Raw genomic sequence first — 13,875 nt, forward strand, 5'->3', positions numbered from 1 at the left:
ACTACCCCTGGTCACCCTCGTCGTCGGCCTCGCTGCCGACGACCTGGAAGCTCTCGTCGAGCTGGACGTCGACCTGGCTGCCGTCGTCCAGCGTCACCTCGACCTCGTACATGCTCTCCTCGTCGCCGACCTCGGTCTCCGTGACCGTGCCGCCGCCCGTCTCCTCGAGCGCGGCCTCGGTGGCCTTCTCGAGGGCCTCGCCCTGGATCGGGCGGTCCGAGGCGTCGTCGTCCCCGGTGGCCACGGCAGCGGTCGCGCCCGCCGCGCCGACGACCCCGAGCACCGTCCCCGCCAGCACCAGTCGCTTTGTCCGCTTCTGCATCGTCCTTGCTCCTCTCGGCCTGTTCGGCAGCTCTCGCGACGACGCTAGGAGGCCCAGATGAGGGATCGATGAGCGCACGAAACGCCAGACGCTCATCGGGATCTCATCTACGCCCCTAGCCTGAAGGTGTGCGGATCCTGGTGGTCGAGGACGAGCCCAAGATGGCCGGCCTGCTGCGACGCGGGCTGCAGGAGCACGGCCACGTGGCCGAGGTCGCCGCCACGGGGGACGACGCCCTGGCCCTGGCCGGGGGCGGGGAGTACGACGCGGTCCTCCTCGACGTCGGGCTCCCGGACACCGACGGCTTCGAGGTGTGCCGCCGGTTGCGCGCGGCCCGTGTCTGGACGCCGGTGCTGATGCTGACCGCGCGGACCGCGGTGGCCGACCGGATCGAGGGGCTCGACTCCGGCGCGGACGACTACCTGGGCAAGCCCTTCGACCTCGAGGAGCTCTTCGCCCGACTGCGGGCACTGGTCCGTCGCGGCCCGGTGGCACGGCCCACGGTCCTCGAGGTCGGCGACCTGGTCATGGACCCCGCCGCACGTCGGGTGTGGCGCGCAGGGACCGAGGTGGAGCTGTCGGCGAAGGAGCACCAGCTGCTGGAGGCGTTCATGCGTCGGCCCGGCCAGGTCCTGAGCCGTGAGCAGCTGCTCGACCGCGCCTGGGACGTCGCCTACGAGAACCGGTCCAACGTGGTGGACGTGTACGTGCGGCAGCTCAGGGAGAAGATCGACCGTCCCTTCGGCCTCTCCTCGCTGGAGACCGTGCGGGGCCTGGGGTACCGCCTCGTCCGAGGGGCCGGACCGTGATGGGCAGGCTGCCGCTGCGGATCCGTGTCGCCGCGGGCTTCGCGGTCTCCTCGGCAGCCGTCCTGGTCGCACTGGGGGTCTTCGTGCACGTGCGGGTGGACGCCTCCCTGGACGCCCAGACCCGCGAGGCGCTGACGGCGCGGCTGGACACGCTCGCTCCGCTCCCGCTCGAGGACCAGGTGGCCGCCGTCGAGCGGCTGGGCGGCGGTGCCTTCGGGCAGGTGCTCTCCGGCGACGGCCGGGTGCTCGGGTTCTCCCCCGGCCTCGAGGCCCTCCCCACCCCGTTGCCGACGGCCGACGAGGATGACGCGGTCCTCGACACGACCGTGAGGCTGCGCGGCGAGAGCGAGCCGGAGGCAGCGGTGGTGGTCGTCCGCCGCGTCGGGGACCGGGTACTGGTCCTCGGTTCCTCCAGCGAGGCCACGGAAGACGCCCTGGACGGGCTGCTCACCCAGCTGGCGGTCGGCATCCCGCTCGCCGTCCTCCTCAGCACCGGGGTCGGCTACGTCCTCGCGGGCGCGGCGCTCCGGCCGATGGAGCGGATGCGGCGGCGGGCGGCGACGCTCTCGGCCATCCGGCCCGGCGACCGGTTGCCGCTGCCGGACGCGGAGGACGAGGTACGCCGTCTCGGCCTCACGCTGAACGAGATGCTCGACCGCCTCGAGGCCACGTGGGAGCGCGAACGGCGGTTCCACGCCGAGGCCGGCCACGAGCTGCGCACGCCGCTGGCCCTGCTGCGCACCGAGCTCGACCTCGCGCTGTCGCGCCCGCGCAGCCACGAGGAGCTGCTCGCGGCCGTCCGCTCGGCCAGCGAGGAGGTGGACCGCCTCCACCGGCTGGCCGAGGACCTGCTCACCCGCTCGCGCCGCGGGGCCGGCACGGCCGGCGCCACCGAGGTGGAGGTGAGCGGCCTGCTGGCGTCCGTGCAGGAGCGGTTCGCCGGGGCGGCCGCCGAGGCGGGCCGTCGGGTCGTGGTCGAGGGGCGGCCCGAGGGCCGGGTGGACGGCGACGGGCCCGCGCTCGACCGGGCCGTGACCAACCTGGTCGACAACGCCCTGCGCCACGGCAGCGGCACCGTGCGCCTCTCCGCCCACGTGACCGACGACGACGTCGTCCTGGTGGTGGCCGACGACGGCCGCGCCGACGGGCACGGGACGACCGGGCAGGGGCTGGGCCTGGCGATTGCACGCGAGGTGGCACGCAGCCACGGGGGCTCGCTCGACGTCGACCTGTCCGACGGCTCCGGGGACACCGGCAGCACCGTCACTCTCCGGCTGCCGCGTCGCCCTCCTCTGCCCCGATGAGGTGCTCGAAGAGACTGGCGTACTGGCGCAGGTGGCGGTCGCCGAGGTAGTCGCTGTGCACCCGGTCGTACGCGCCGTCGCCCAACCGGGCGCGCAGCAAGTCGTCGCGCAGCAGCAGCCGCAGCTTGGCCGCGAACTCGTCGAGGTCGGCCGGGTCGTCGAGCAGCAGGCCGTCGCGGCCGTCCTCGATCTGGTCGGGGATGCCGCCGACCCGGCTGGCGAGGAGCGCCCGCCGCTTCCACATGGCCTCGGCCACCGTGAGGCCGAAGCCCTCCTGGAGGCTCTTCTGCACCACCACGTCGGCGCGGCGCTGGATCGCATTGACCAGTACGGCGTTCTCGTCGACGTCGTCGAGCGGGAGGCTGGCCAGGTGGATCCGCTCGCGCACCGGCTCGGGCAGCCGGGCCCGCTGCTCGCGGCACTGGGTGAGAACCTCCGCCCCCTCGGGGTCGTCGGAGACGCCGGAGGTCTCGGGCCCGACCAGCAGCAGGTGGGCCGTGGCGAGGGCGGTGTCCTTGTCGTCCTCCGACAGGCCGGTCACCGCCCGCACGAAGCCCACCATGACGCCCGGCATGTCCTTGAGCCGGTCCCAGCGGCTGACCTGGACCACCAGCGGGACGTCGTGAGGCGGCCCCGGCCCGTCCAGCGTGACGGTGTCGTGGCGGCGGCGGATCGTGCCGGTGGTCCCGTCCCGCCGGGGGAAGGACACCGGCTCGGTGATCTCCGCACCGGTCACGAGCCCGGCCGCGGCGAGCAGCTCGGTCACCTCGTGGCGGGTCAGCTCGACGTTCTTGGCGGAGAACGGGTCGATGGAGGGCGGGATGACGAAGAGCCGGGAGGGGTCGATCCAGCCGGGCGCGTAGGAACGGCGGGAGAAGACGAACGCCGCGGCGGGGTCGACGTACTCGCGCAGGAAGGCCCAGGCCTGCTCGGTGTACTCGTCGGTGTCGTCGCGACCCACGTGGCAGCGCCAGACCACGTGGGCCCCGAGCCGCACCAGGTCGGCGGCCATGCCGGCCGTCTGCGGGTCGTGCAGCAGCACGAGGTCCCCGGGCCGCACCAACGGCGCCAGCTCGTCGAGGTTCTCGCGCAGCACCGCCTGGTAGTGCTCGTGCTCCGCGGCCCCCAGCGGTCCACCGTCGCCGGCGACACCGTGGAGCATGTTGTGCAGGCGCTTGGTGAGCGTGAAGAAGGCCGGGTCGCCGTCGAGCACCAGCCAGCGGTTGGCCACCCCCGCCCCCGATCCGTAGGCCAGGAGCCACGCGAGCATCTCGGCGACCCCGCCCCCGCGAGCGGTCGCGTTGACGTGCCAGATGACCCGGTCGGCGAAGGCGGCCCGGGCGAAGCGGGCGGCCTCGGCGAGCACCGCCGACCGCTGCGGACCGATCACCTGCTCCAACCGGTCGAGGCGCACCGGCTCGACGCGCACTTCCTCCATGCACGAATCGTCCCTCGCCGGACCCCGGGTACCGGACATCTGGTCCAGACCAGGGACTCGGCAGGTTTCCGCCGCGCCCTGCCGGGAACACGTCCTGACGATTCGTTCGTCGGGGGATCGACGCACCGGATCCACCCTGGAGGTAGAGCATGTCCCGCCGTCTCGTCAGCCACTCCGAGGCCGGCCCGCGCAACATCGTCGTCCTGTCGGGCGGCGGGTCGCGAGGAGCCGGCCAGGTCGGGATGCTGCGGGCGCTTCGGGACGCCGGCGTGACGCCGGACCTCCTCGTGGGCGGCTCGGTCGGCGCCATCAACGCCTGCTTCGTCGGCTCCCACCCCGGCCCGGACGGCCTCGACCAGCTCGCCGACATCTGGCTCGACATGAGCGAGGAGACGCTGTGCGGCCGCCGCCGCGGCGTGGTCCTCAACGTGGCACGGAGGCGGCCCTACCTGTTCTCTGCCGACCGGCTGCGCCGGCTCGTGTCCGAGTGGGTGCCGACCTACCACCTCGAGAACCTCCAGATTCCGGTGCGCATCGCCACGACAGACATCACGACGGGCCGTCCGGTGCACCACGACCACGGCTACATCCCCGACCTGATCGCCGCCTCTGCCGCCCTGCCCGCGATCTTCCCGCCGGTCGTGCTGAACGGCCCGACGGGTCCCACGACCCACGTCGACGCCGGCGTCGCGGAGAACGTCCCGCTCTCCGGCGCCGTGGACGTCGTCCGCCCCGGCGACCGGGTGTGGGTGCTCGACGTGACCCGCGCGCCCTCGACCCACCGGACGCTGCGCAACCCCTTGGACGTCCTCATCGCCTCGCTGTCCGCATCGGTGCGCAACCGCGAGGCCCCGGCACTGCCGGAGGGCACCGAGCTGATCCGCTGCAAGCTGGACGAGGACTACGACTGCGGTCCCGTCTTCGACTTCTCCCACAGCCCCACCCTGATGCGGCTGGGCGAGCAGGCCGTGACCGCAGCCCTCGAGGCCCGGGTGGGCACCCCGGTCGCGACCGGTGAGGTCGGCACGGCCGCGGCGAAGGTGCTCGCAGCCTGAACCGCCGGGATCGACCGGTGCCGGCCCTCAGCCGTCGGCGTGGTTCTGCTCCCAGGAGCGGCGGACCAGCTGCTCGAAGACGCCGCCGTCGAGCTCGTCGAACCGCTTCACGTAGACGCAGCCCTTCCCCGTCGTGTGCGGGCCGAGGCGCTGGAGCAGGTCCTGGTTGCTGTCGTAGTAGGTCAGGCCGTAGAGCGTCAGCGACGCCTTCCTCGGGGAGAGCCCCACGGCGAACCACTCGTGCTGCTTGCCGTCGGCGGTCGTGTAGGGCTGGCGCCCGAAGCCGATGATCGACGACCCCCACATCACCGGATCGGCGCCGGTGACCCGACGCATCACGGCCAGCGCCGACTCCGCGTCCGCCCTGCGCCGCGCGTCGGGCACCGCGTCGAGGAACGCCTCGACGTCGCTGTCGTTCGGAGTCGTCTTGCGGGTGTCCCGGTCGGCCATGTGCCCAGTCTGCCTCCGGCCCGCCCCCTGCGGCACGGGCCAGCCCGGACGGTCCATTCCCCCGCGCGGTCCCCGGCGGGACGATGCGGAGAGGGTGGGGTCGCGAGGAGGACGGTATGCACGCATCGACGGCCGCGGTGGAGACGTGGCGCAGGTTCTGTGACGGAGTGACGCACAAACAGGTCGCGGAGTTCGACGACATCGTCTCGGAGCGGGCCCACCTGGTCATCGGGACGGCGCCGGGCGAGCACGTCACGGATCGGGCCGCGATGCGGTTCGGCTTCGAGACCGAGGGCATCGCGCTGCGGAGCCGTTCACCCGAGGGCTGGGAGGAGGGCCCGGTGGCCTGGGTCGTCGACGAGCCGCGCTTCGACTTCCCCGACGGCTCCGGAGTGGACTGCCGGACCACCGCCGTCCTCCTGGCCGAGGCCGGGCGCTGGCGCATCGTGCACGCCCACTTCTCCGTCGGCGTCCCCGACGACGAGGTCGCCGCGCTGCAGGCGCGGTGGGCAGGTGCCGCCAGCGGTCAGTGACCCGTCCCCGGGTCCGGCCGGAGGGACGATGGTCCCCCGGCGACGGCCTTCCGCACCTGCCGACGCGGGGCGCGCCGGCGCAGGCTGGGGGCGACCCCCACGGAGGAAGGTGTGCCATGCCGCCGACGGACCAGACCGCGGAATGCCCCGACTGCCACGCTCTCGTGGCGGACCTCGACGCCCACAAGCGGTGGCACTCCCGGCTCGTCGCCAGCCTTGCCCACGCCGTGGAGGACGAGCTGCACCGCAGCCCGCAGTCCCGCTGAGTCCCCGGCGGGGCGACAGCCACGGAAAGGGAGGAGCTCCCGATGGACGCAACCCAGATGTACTCCGGCGGCGGCCACAGCGGAGGCTGGTGGGCGGTCTACCTGACCATCGAGGCGATCGCCGTGTTCGGCCTGATGGCGCTGCTCATCATCGGCGTCCACCTGGCCTACCGGCCGTCGCGTCACCACCACTGACCCCGCGGGACGGCGACGGGCCCCCGTCCACGAGGGACGAGGGCCCGCCGGAGGTGCCGTGCGGCTGCCGGGTCAGGGCTGCTGCGAGATCCGGTCGGTCGGGGTGGCCGCCACCGGGTCGTTCGCCAGCAGGTAGGCCCGGAGCGAGTCGATGTCCAGGCCGCCGACCAGACGGTTGGTGCCCGCCTTGAAGCCGGCGAAGCTGTCCCCGCCGTCGGCGATGAAGTTGTTCGCCACGACGCGGTACGTCGTGCCGTCCTCCAGCGGGACCATGGCGGTCGAGGCATCACCGTCGTGGTCGACCATGACGTCACCGACGATCGCGTCAGCGCCGGCCAGCACGGCCTCCGACAGGTCCCAGGTGTAGCTCAGGCCCGAGACCTGCAGGATCTTCCGGCTGGCCTCGTTGCTGCCGTTCCACTGCTCGTTGAGGATCGTCCTGATCTGGGCGCCCGTCAGGTCCATCGACACCACGAAGTTGTTGAACGGCTGCACCGAGAACGCCGCGCCGTAGGTCACGTCGCCCGCGCCGTTCTCCACCAGGTCGGCACGGATGCCGCCGGGGTTCATCAGCGCGATCACCGGGGCCTGGCCGCCCGCGGTCACCACGGTGTCGTCGGCCTTCTGGGCGTCGGCGATCAGGTTGCCGAGCGCCGAGTCGCCACCGTTGGCGTCCGCCGTACGCGTGATCGAGTCGCCGGCGGTGCCGGCCGGGGCGATGTGGCCGATGACCTCGTTCGCGATCGGCTCGACCAGCGTCTTGTACTGGTCGATGAGCGCCAGCAGGCCCTTGGCGGCCGGCTCGCTCTCGCCGTTCTCGACGATCATGTTCTCCGCGAAGGCGGCCGGGCGCACGACGTCGCGGGTGTCGGGGTCGATGAGGAAGTGCAGCTTGCTCACCATCCGGCCGAACGAGGCGGCGCTCGTCAGCAGGCGCGGCTGGCCCTTCGGGTCCGGGATCACGCAGTTGTAGGGCTGGTGGGTGTGGCCCGAGACGATCGCGTCGATCTGCGGCTTGAGCTGCTCGGCGATGGCCAGCGCCGGACCGGACACACCGGTGCAGTCGTTGTACGCCGACGAGTCGGTCGGGCTGACGCCCTCGTGCAGGAGCACGAAGATCGACCTCACGCCCCGCTTGCGCAGCTCGGGGACCAGCGCGTTGGCCGTCTCGACCTCGTCGGTGAAGTCGATGCCCTCGATGCCGGACTGGCTGACGATCTTGTCCGTGCCCTCGAGGGTCATGCCGATGAAGCCGACCTTGATCCCGCGGACCTTCATGATCTTCGTGGCCGGGAAGACGGTGTCGCGCTTGCGGGCGCTGGCGTCCTCCCACTTCACGTTGGCGCCGAGGTACTGGAACTCGGCGCCGTGGAAGTCCTTGCCACCCGGGCAGGAGTCCTGGCCGTTGGCGCCGTCGCCGTCGTCGAGGCAGCCGCCCCGCTGCATCCGGCGCAGCTCCCTCCAGCCCTCGTCGAACTCGTGGTTGCCGACCGAGGCGACCTGGAGGCCGATCTTGTTCATCGCCTCGATGGTCGGCTCGTCGTGGAACGCCGCCGAGAGCAGCGGCGAGGCACCGATCAGGTCACCGGCGGCGACGGTGATCGGGCGCGCGCCCGCGGCACGCGACTTGGCGCGCTCCTCCTTGAGGAGCGAGGCGAGGTAGGCGACGCCGCCGGCCGGGGTGTTGTTGATGCGGCCGCTGGAGCTCGTCGAGGGGATGACCTCGAGGTTGCCGTGGAAGTCGTTGAGCGCGAGCAGGTCGAGCTTGACGTAGTCCTTCTTCTTCGCTGCGAGCGAGGTGTAGACCTTCTCGCTGCTGCGCTCGTCCGCCTGGGCGGCCAGGGCGGTCGGCAGGGTGCTGGCCCCGAGTGCCAGCGCGGCCAGCGCGGCCACCGAGATGGCGCCGGCGCGGCGATGCCTGAGTTGCATGCGTGCTCCCTCTGGAGTTTGTTGGACAGCGCAACATAACCCCGGCGCGGTGCCCGCCGGACGGATTTCCGCCGCGTCGTCACACTGGAGGGGTGTCCGACCGCCACCAGCAACCGCCGGCGGAGCCCGTCACCGAGACGGCTCCGCCGCTGACGTCACGAGTGCTCATGTCGCAGGACTGGCGCGACCTCGCCTACCTCCACTGGGCCATCGACCCGGCGCAGGTCGCCGACCGGATGCCACCCGGCGTGCGGCCCGACGTCCACGACGGCCGCACCTACGTCGGCCTCGTGCCGTTCACGATGGTCGGCGCCGGGCTGGGCCACGGGCCGGGAGTGCCGTGGCTCGGCACGTTCCTCGAGACCAACGTGAGGCTCTACTCCGTGGACCGCACAGGCCGGCGGGGCGTGGTCTTCCTCAGCCTCGACAGCGACCGGCTGGTCGTCGTGGCGGCAGCCCGCTTCGCGTTCGGCACGCCGTACCGCTGGGCCCGGATGCGGCACCTCGTCGACCGGGCACCGGGCCCCTCCCCCGTCGGCGACGTCCACACCTGGACCGCCACCCTGCGCGACCGCACCGCCCGTGCCCGCGGCGCGACGAGCCTGGTGAGGCTGCGGGTCGGCGAGCCGCGGGAGGCGACGCCGCTCGACCGGTTTCTCTCCGCGCGCTGGGGGCTCCACACGGAGGTGTTCGGACGCACCCGCTACATCCCCAACGAGCACCCCGCGTGGCCGCTGCACGCCGCCGAGGTCCTCGACCTCGACGACCAGCTGGTCACCTCGGCCGGGTTCGGCGACCTCGCGGCCCGCCCGCCGGACCACGTGGCCTTCAGCCCCGGGGTGCACACCCGGTTCGGCCTGCCGGTGGATGCGCGCCGGCCCCGGCCCTCGGGCTGATCCGCTCCTCAGCGAGCTCCGTCCAGCGCCGCGAACGCCGACTCGATCCGCTCCCTGGCGTCGTCGGCGACCTTGTGCAGGGCGTCGTTGTCGGCGAGCCCCGTCATCGCCTTGGGGTCGAACGCCTCCACCAGGGTCCTGCTGTCGTCCAGCGAGCGGACGACCACGTTGCACGGCAGGACTGCAGCGATGGACGGCTCCGCCTGGATCGCCTCGTAGGCCAGCGGGGGTCGGCAGGCGCCCAGGATCACCTGCGGCGCGACCTCGACGTCGAGCTTCTCCTTGAGCTTGGCCGCCAGGTCGATCTCGGTCAGGATCCCGAACCCCTGGTCCTCGAGCGCGGCGCGCACCGCCGCGACAGTGTCGTCGTACGTCAGGTCCAGCGTCGTGGTCATGGTGTACCCGCTCATCGGCTGCTCCTCCTCGAGGTGGGTGGCGTGCCGGCACGTCCGCCGAGCCGGCACGAGATCACGACACCCACTGCCCGAAATCGCGGCCGGTCAATCCCTCAACGTTCGTCCCTCAGATGCCGGGCGACGGGGGCGGTGCCCCGGTGTCCGCCTGGTCCTTGGCCTCCCGGCCGCTCGCGTAGGCCTCCTCGAGGATCCTCCGCGCGACGTCGCGGCCCCCGGGCCCGAAGGCCAGCGCCAGGGCCAGCGCGAGGGCGCCGACGGTGGCGGCGAAGGCGATGCGCACGATCTCGGGCGCGATCTGCAGCGGCTCGAGGATCATGAACATGGCGATGACGTTCGGCACGCAGCCGAGCACCCGGTCCATGAACGCGGTCACTGCAGGGATCTCCAGCGCGGCCACGGCGGCGACCAGGAAGAAAACGAAGACCAGCCAGTAGACGACCCGGCCAACGGTCTTCGCGGGACTGGCGGGCAGGACCCGCGCGACGTACCTGCCGGCATCCGACTCGCGGAGCCGGTCGATCCCGACCTACTCCGGCACCTTGTTGACGATCCTCGCCCACCACGGTGTCGAGTGCGTCCTGGAAGCTGTCCGTGAGCTCCACGACCCGTCCCCTTCCGGTCCGCCCCGGCCCTCGACCGCCCAGCTCGTCACCAGACCGTCACATCACCGCGACCCCGGGCGTCCCTGACCTGTAGCAGACTGCGAGGCATGCTGGTCCGACACTGCGCCGCCGCGCTGCTCCTCGCCGTGACGGCCGGCTGCGGCATCGGTGGCGGGACCGAGGTGGCGGACCCCGCCGCAGCCACTGGCACCACGCCGGCCCCGAGCGGGGAGCCGTCGGCCACCGCACCGGCCGAGACGCCGACCGGGGCCTCCGAGGAGCCCACCGCCACCGAACCCCCGAAGCCGAAGCCGTCCAGGACGCGCAAGCCGCCGAAGCCGGGTACCCGGATCGTCGTTTCGGACAGCCAGTTCGGCCCCATGCTCTTCGACGCGACAGGACAGGCGATCTACCTCTTCGACATCGAGCGCACCTCGCGGTCCCGCTGCTACGGCGAGTGCGCCGTGGCCTGGCCGCCCGTGCTCACCCAGGGCAAGCCGGTGGCGGGGCGCGGTGTCGACGGCTCGCTGCTCGGGACCACGAAGCGAACCGACGGCACCATCCAGGTCACCTACAACGACCACCCCCTCTACTTCTACGCCCACGAGGGCAAGCGCGAGGTGCGGTGCCACGACGTCTTCCTCAACGGCGGCGACTGGTACGTCGTGCAGCCGTCCGGCGACGCTGCGCCGCCGGGGTGAGGCAGGCCGCCGCCGCGAGTGTTGCCCATGTCTCGGAAGAGGAGAACGTCCCGGGGCGTTCCACCCCACGTGCCCGGGTGAGCCCGGGCGCTCCTGACCCCGAGCTCTCGAGGAGAAGAACCTTGTCGAACCCCCGCGAAGTCCGCCTCGTCTCCCGCCCCGTCGGGTGGCCGACCCACGACGACTTCGAGCTCGCCGAGAGCACGGTCCCGGAGCTCGCCGACGGGCAGGTCCGGGTCCGCAACGAGTTCATGTCCGTCGACCCGTACATGCGCGGCCGGATGAACGACGCCAAGTCCTACGCCGAGCCGTTCGCGCTGGGCGAGGCCATGACCGGCGGAGCCGTCGGCGTGGTCGAGGAGTCGCGGGCCGCGGGCGTCTCAGTGGGCGACCACCTGCTCCACTTCCAGGGCTGGCGCGAGGTGGCGGTCGTCGACGCCTCCTCGGCCCGCAAGGTCGACACGTCCCTTGCCCCGGCCTCGAAGTACCTCGGGGTGCTCGGCATGACCGGGCTGACGGCGTACGCCGGGCTGGTGCGCATCGCCTCGTTGAAGCCCGGTGACGTCGTGTTCGTCTCCGGAGCGGCCGGCGCGGTTGGCAGCGTCGCCGGACAGGTCGCGAAGGCGCTGGGTGCCTCCCGCGTCATCGGTAGCGCCGGCTCCGCGGAGAAGGTGGCCTACCTGCGCGACGAGCTGGGCTTCGACGCCGCCTTCAACTACAAGGACGACCCGGTCCGCGAGCAGCTCGCGGAGGCCGCGCCCGACGGCATCGACGTCTACTTCGACAACGTGGGCGGCGACCACCTCGAGGCCGCGCTCGGCGCGCTGCGGCTGAACGGCCGCGTCGCGATCTGCGGCGCCATCTCGGTCTACAACGACACCGAGCCCGCGCCCGGGCCGCGCAACCTCGCCAGGCTCATCCAGACCCGAGGCCGCATGGAGGGCTTCCTCGTCGGCGACCACTACGACCTCGCGTCGGAGTACGCCCGGCAGGCCGCCGGCTGGCTCGCCGACGGCTCGCTGCGTGACCGCGAGACCGTGGTCGACGGCCTCGAGAACGCCGTCGACGCCTTCCTCGGCCTCCTGCGGGGCGACAACACCGGGAAGATGGTCGTCAGCCTCTGACCTCAGCCATCAGGTCGGCCTGGTCGCGAGCCGCCCCCTACGCGTCCGGTGACGCTTCCGGCTCCCCACCACCACGCTGCCTGCTCGCTCGCTCGGCTGCGCCGTCCGCCAGCGCCGTGCCCGCGCCGTCGTAGAGCCCGACGACGGCGTGGACGCGCTCGCGGAGCTCGGCAGCCTCGTCGTCGTACTGCGCGATGGCAGCGATGGTGCCGGCGAACTCACTGGCCTCGAGCTGCCTCAGGGCGGCGAGGTTGCTGCCGTGGAAGGGCATCGCGAGCACGGCGATGTCCACCTCACCGGCCTGGGTGATCCGGTGCCACAGATCGGTGTCGGTGGCGTCCCCCTCGATCACGTCGAGGCCCTGCGCGCGGAGCTGGGCAGCGCGCTCCTCCCGGCTCTCGATGCCGACGACGTGCAGTCCGTAGGTGTCGATGAGCTGGTGGTAGACCGCCTGCCCGACCCGACCCATACCCATGACGACCGCGTCCGCGTGCCCCACGTCGATCGGACGGTCGTCGGGGTGCAGCCGCTGAACGTCCTGCGTCGGCATCCGCCGCTCGGCGAAGGCCGCCAGCCGGCCGGTTCGGCCGTTGATGAGGACCGAGAGGAGGAAGCTCATGGCGACCGCGCTGCCGACGACGGCCAGCCAGTCCTCGGAGACGAAGCCGGCGGAGGCACCGACGACGATCACGATCAGGCCGAACTCGGAGTAGTTGGCGAGCACGCTGCCGGTCAGGACCGACGTGCGGTGCCTCATGCCCTGCCACCACAACAACGCTACGAACCCGAGGGACTTGAGGGGGATCAGGACGAGAAGCAGCGCCGCCAGCAGCAGGTCGGCGCTCGAGGGGAGCCCCGTGAACCCGATCGAGAGGAAGAAGCCGACCAGGAGCAGCTCCTTGATCGAGAACAGGGCCTTGGACAGCTCGTCGGCACGCGGCTCCCCGGCGAGCAGGAGACCGATGAGCAGGGCGCCCAGGTCCCCCTTCAGCCCCACGGCCTCGAAGAGCGCGTAGCCGGGGGCCAACGCCAGGGCGACCCCGAGCAGCGGCATCAGCTCGTCGTGCCCGACCTGGCGCAGCATCCGTCGCATCAGCCAGGCGGCCGGCAGCAGCAGGACCAGCAGAAACGCCCATGGGCTCGGGGGCGACGCCTTGGCGACGGTGAGGAAGGCGACTGCGGCGATGTCCTGGATCACCAGGATTCCGACCGCCGTCCGTCCGTAGCGCGACCTCGCAGAGCTCTGGTCCTCCAGGACGGTCACGACCAGCACGGTGCTCGAGAAGGCCAGGGCGAAGCCGATGACGAGCAGGGCATGCCAGTCCTGTCCGCCGAGCAGGCCGATCCCGACCACCGCCAGCACGGCCAGATAGGCGAGGCCGAGTGCCGTGGTGACGCCCATGTGGACGAGCGCGGTCAGCCACACCTCGCGGCGCGCCAGAACCCGCGCGTCCAGCTTGAGGCCGATCCCGAACAGGAGCAGCGCCACGCCGAGGTCGGCGAGCGTGTCGAGCTCCGGCGGCTCGGGGACCCCCGCGCCGTGCAGGGCGAACCCCGCCACCAGGAACCCCACCAGGGGCGGCAGTCGCACGGCCGTGGCAGCGAGACCGGCCACCAGCGCCGCGAGCAGGATCAGGCTGAGGTCGGTCATCGCGGCAGCCGGTAGGACCTGTGGGAGACGACGTGGTGGCACTCCGTCGACGTCACCATGGCCTCGCTCCCGTCCAACGCGTGGCTTCTGACGAACGGCATGCCCTGATGCTGGCACGACCTGCCCGCTGCGCGCCTCCACCAGGCCCTGCTCCACCGGGGCACCCGTGATCCACGGAAACGAC

16 protein-coding genes are annotated in these 13,875 nt (G+C 72.3%); 9 read left to right on the forward strand and 7 right to left on the reverse strand.

The window, feature by feature from the left end; all coding sequences use genetic code 11:
• Window position 1: 1 nt before the first annotated feature.
• Window positions 2–322: a PepSY domain-containing protein gene (locus tag ACFP2E_RS01935; RefSeq protein WP_378521942.1), complete on the reverse strand. Its 321-nt coding sequence runs from the start codon at window positions 320–322 to the stop codon at window positions 2–4.
• Between the two features lie 128 nt (window positions 323–450).
• Here ACFP2E_RS01935 and ACFP2E_RS01940 point away from each other — a divergent pair, with 128 nt between their 5' ends.
• Together ACFP2E_RS01940 and ACFP2E_RS01945 are read left to right on the forward strand one after the other, a co-directional pair.
• Complete coding sequence (locus ACFP2E_RS01940; protein ID WP_378521943.1) at window positions 451–1,131, forward strand: response regulator transcription factor; 681 nt, start codon at window positions 451–453, stop codon at window positions 1,129–1,131.
• Entirely contained in the window at window positions 1,131–2,435 is a 1,305-nt protein-coding gene (locus tag ACFP2E_RS01945; RefSeq protein ID WP_378522009.1) for an ATP-binding protein, read from the forward strand. The genes ACFP2E_RS01940 and ACFP2E_RS01945 overlap by 1 nt, the downstream gene beginning before the upstream one ends.
• Here ACFP2E_RS01945 and ACFP2E_RS01950 read toward each other — a convergent pair.
• The gene (locus tag ACFP2E_RS01950; protein WP_378521944.1) at window positions 2,395–3,873 is read right to left on the reverse strand and encodes a glycosyltransferase; all 1,479 of its coding nucleotides are present in this window, start codon (window positions 3,871–3,873) and stop codon (window positions 2,395–2,397) included. The two genes, ACFP2E_RS01945 and ACFP2E_RS01950, sit on opposite strands and share 41 nt — an antisense overlap.
• 149 nt (window positions 3,874–4,022) lie before the next feature.
• Here ACFP2E_RS01950 and ACFP2E_RS01955 point away from each other — a divergent pair, with 149 nt between their 5' ends.
• Window positions 4,023–4,928, forward strand: a complete 906-nt coding sequence (locus ACFP2E_RS01955) for a patatin-like phospholipase family protein (protein ID WP_378521945.1) — start codon at window positions 4,023–4,025, stop codon at window positions 4,926–4,928.
• Window positions 4,929–4,955: 27 nt separating this feature from the next.
• Here the strand turns inward: ACFP2E_RS01955 and ACFP2E_RS01960 are convergent, their stop codons facing one another.
• Window positions 4,956–5,378, reverse strand: coding sequence for a DUF1801 domain-containing protein (locus ACFP2E_RS01960; RefSeq protein ID WP_378521946.1), 423 nt, complete (start codon window positions 5,376–5,378; stop codon window positions 4,956–4,958).
• A gap of 116 nt (window positions 5,379–5,494) precedes the next feature.
• Here ACFP2E_RS01960 and ACFP2E_RS01965 point away from each other — a divergent pair, with 116 nt between their 5' ends.
• The 3 genes from ACFP2E_RS01965 (at window position 5,495) to ACFP2E_RS01975 (ending at window position 6,372) form a co-directional block, all read left to right on the forward strand.
• Entirely contained in the window at window positions 5,495–5,911 is a 417-nt protein-coding gene (locus ACFP2E_RS01965; RefSeq protein WP_378521947.1) for a nuclear transport factor 2 family protein, read from the forward strand.
• Window positions 5,912–6,027: 116 nt separating this feature from the next.
• Window positions 6,028–6,177 carry a hypothetical protein gene (locus tag ACFP2E_RS01970; RefSeq protein ID WP_378521948.1) on the forward strand — a complete coding sequence of 50 codons (150 nt, stop codon included), beginning with the start codon at window positions 6,028–6,030 and terminating at the stop codon, window positions 6,175–6,177.
• A 42-nt stretch (window positions 6,178–6,219) separates the two neighbouring features.
• Window positions 6,220–6,372, forward strand: a complete 153-nt coding sequence (locus ACFP2E_RS01975) for a hypothetical protein (RefSeq protein ID WP_378521949.1) — start codon at window positions 6,220–6,222, stop codon at window positions 6,370–6,372.
• 72 nt (window positions 6,373–6,444) lie between these two features.
• On the opposite strand, the gene ACFP2E_RS01980 is transcribed toward ACFP2E_RS01975, so the two are convergent.
• Entirely contained in the window at window positions 6,445–8,301 is a 1,857-nt protein-coding gene (locus tag ACFP2E_RS01980) for a bifunctional metallophosphatase/5'-nucleotidase (protein ID WP_378521950.1), read from the reverse strand.
• Between the two features lie 92 nt (window positions 8,302–8,393).
• Between ACFP2E_RS01980 and ACFP2E_RS01985 the strand changes: the two genes are divergently transcribed.
• A complete protein-coding gene (locus tag ACFP2E_RS01985) occupies window positions 8,394–9,197 on the forward strand; it encodes a YqjF family protein (protein WP_378521951.1) in 804 nt (267 codons plus the stop codon).
• A gap of 8 nt (window positions 9,198–9,205) precedes the next feature.
• Here the strand turns inward: ACFP2E_RS01985 and ACFP2E_RS01990 are convergent, their stop codons facing one another.
• Both ACFP2E_RS01990 and ACFP2E_RS01995 read right to left on the reverse strand, forming a co-directional pair.
• Window positions 9,206–9,607, reverse strand: coding sequence for a DUF302 domain-containing protein (locus tag ACFP2E_RS01990; RefSeq protein WP_378521952.1), 402 nt, complete (start codon window positions 9,605–9,607; stop codon window positions 9,206–9,208).
• Window positions 9,608–9,719: 112 nt separating this feature from the next.
• A complete protein-coding gene (locus tag ACFP2E_RS01995; protein ID WP_378521953.1) occupies window positions 9,720–9,986 on the reverse strand; it encodes a hypothetical protein in 267 nt (88 codons plus the stop codon).
• Between the two features lie 336 nt (window positions 9,987–10,322).
• On the opposite strand from ACFP2E_RS01995, the gene ACFP2E_RS02000 reads away from it, so the two are divergent.
• The gene (locus ACFP2E_RS02000) at window positions 10,323–10,916 is read left to right on the forward strand and encodes a hypothetical protein (RefSeq protein WP_378521954.1); all 594 of its coding nucleotides are present in this window, start codon (window positions 10,323–10,325) and stop codon (window positions 10,914–10,916) included.
• 122 nt (window positions 10,917–11,038) lie between these two features.
• The gene (locus ACFP2E_RS02005; RefSeq protein ID WP_378521955.1) at window positions 11,039–12,040 is read left to right on the forward strand and encodes an NADP-dependent oxidoreductase; all 1,002 of its coding nucleotides are present in this window, start codon (window positions 11,039–11,041) and stop codon (window positions 12,038–12,040) included.
• A 37-nt stretch (window positions 12,041–12,077) separates the two neighbouring features.
• Here ACFP2E_RS02005 and ACFP2E_RS02010 read toward each other — a convergent pair whose 3' ends face one another.
• The gene (locus ACFP2E_RS02010; protein ID WP_378521956.1) at window positions 12,078–13,691 is read right to left on the reverse strand and encodes a cation:proton antiporter; all 1,614 of its coding nucleotides are present in this window, start codon (window positions 13,689–13,691) and stop codon (window positions 12,078–12,080) included.
• Between the last annotated feature and the right edge of the window lie 184 nt (window positions 13,692–13,875).

It is taken from the genome of Nocardioides sp. GCM10027114, from assembly GCF_042659625.1.
Lineage (GTDB): Bacteria > Actinomycetota > Actinomycetes > Propionibacteriales > Nocardioidaceae > Nocardioides.

What these genes read in the sequence shown, in the direction of transcription:
- ACFP2E_RS01970 (WP_378521948.1), top strand. Translation starts at nt 6,028, where the DNA reads ATGCCGCCGACGGACCAGACCGCGGAATGCCCCGACTGCCACGCTCTC.
- ACFP2E_RS02010 (WP_378521956.1), bottom strand. Translation starts at nt 13,691, where the DNA reads ATGACCGACCTCAGCCTGATCCTGCTCGCGGCGCTGGTGGCCGGTCTC.
- ACFP2E_RS01990 (WP_378521952.1), bottom strand. Translation starts at nt 9,607, where the DNA reads ATGAGCGGGTACACCATGACCACGACGCTGGACCTGACGTACGACGAC.
- ACFP2E_RS01975 (WP_378521949.1), top strand. Translation starts at nt 6,220, where the DNA reads ATGGACGCAACCCAGATGTACTCCGGCGGCGGCCACAGCGGAGGCTGG.
- ACFP2E_RS01965 (WP_378521947.1), top strand. Translation starts at nt 5,495, where the DNA reads ATGCACGCATCGACGGCCGCGGTGGAGACGTGGCGCAGGTTCTGTGAC.
- ACFP2E_RS01935 (WP_378521942.1), bottom strand. Translation starts at nt 322, where the DNA reads ATGCAGAAGCGGACAAAGCGACTGGTGCTGGCGGGGACGGTGCTCGGG.
- ACFP2E_RS01980 (WP_378521950.1), bottom strand. Translation starts at nt 8,301, where the DNA reads ATGCAACTCAGGCATCGCCGCGCCGGCGCCATCTCGGTGGCCGCGCTG.
- ACFP2E_RS01950 (WP_378521944.1), bottom strand. Translation starts at nt 3,873, where the DNA reads ATGGAGGAAGTGCGCGTCGAGCCGGTGCGCCTCGACCGGTTGGAGCAG.
- ACFP2E_RS01955 (WP_378521945.1), top strand. Translation starts at nt 4,023, where the DNA reads ATGTCCCGCCGTCTCGTCAGCCACTCCGAGGCCGGCCCGCGCAACATC.
- ACFP2E_RS01945 (WP_378522009.1), top strand. Translation starts at nt 1,131, where the DNA reads ATGGGCAGGCTGCCGCTGCGGATCCGTGTCGCCGCGGGCTTCGCGGTC.
- ACFP2E_RS02000 (WP_378521954.1), top strand. Translation starts at nt 10,323, where the DNA reads ATGCTGGTCCGACACTGCGCCGCCGCGCTGCTCCTCGCCGTGACGGCC.
- ACFP2E_RS01960 (WP_378521946.1), bottom strand. Translation starts at nt 5,378, where the DNA reads ATGGCCGACCGGGACACCCGCAAGACGACTCCGAACGACAGCGACGTC.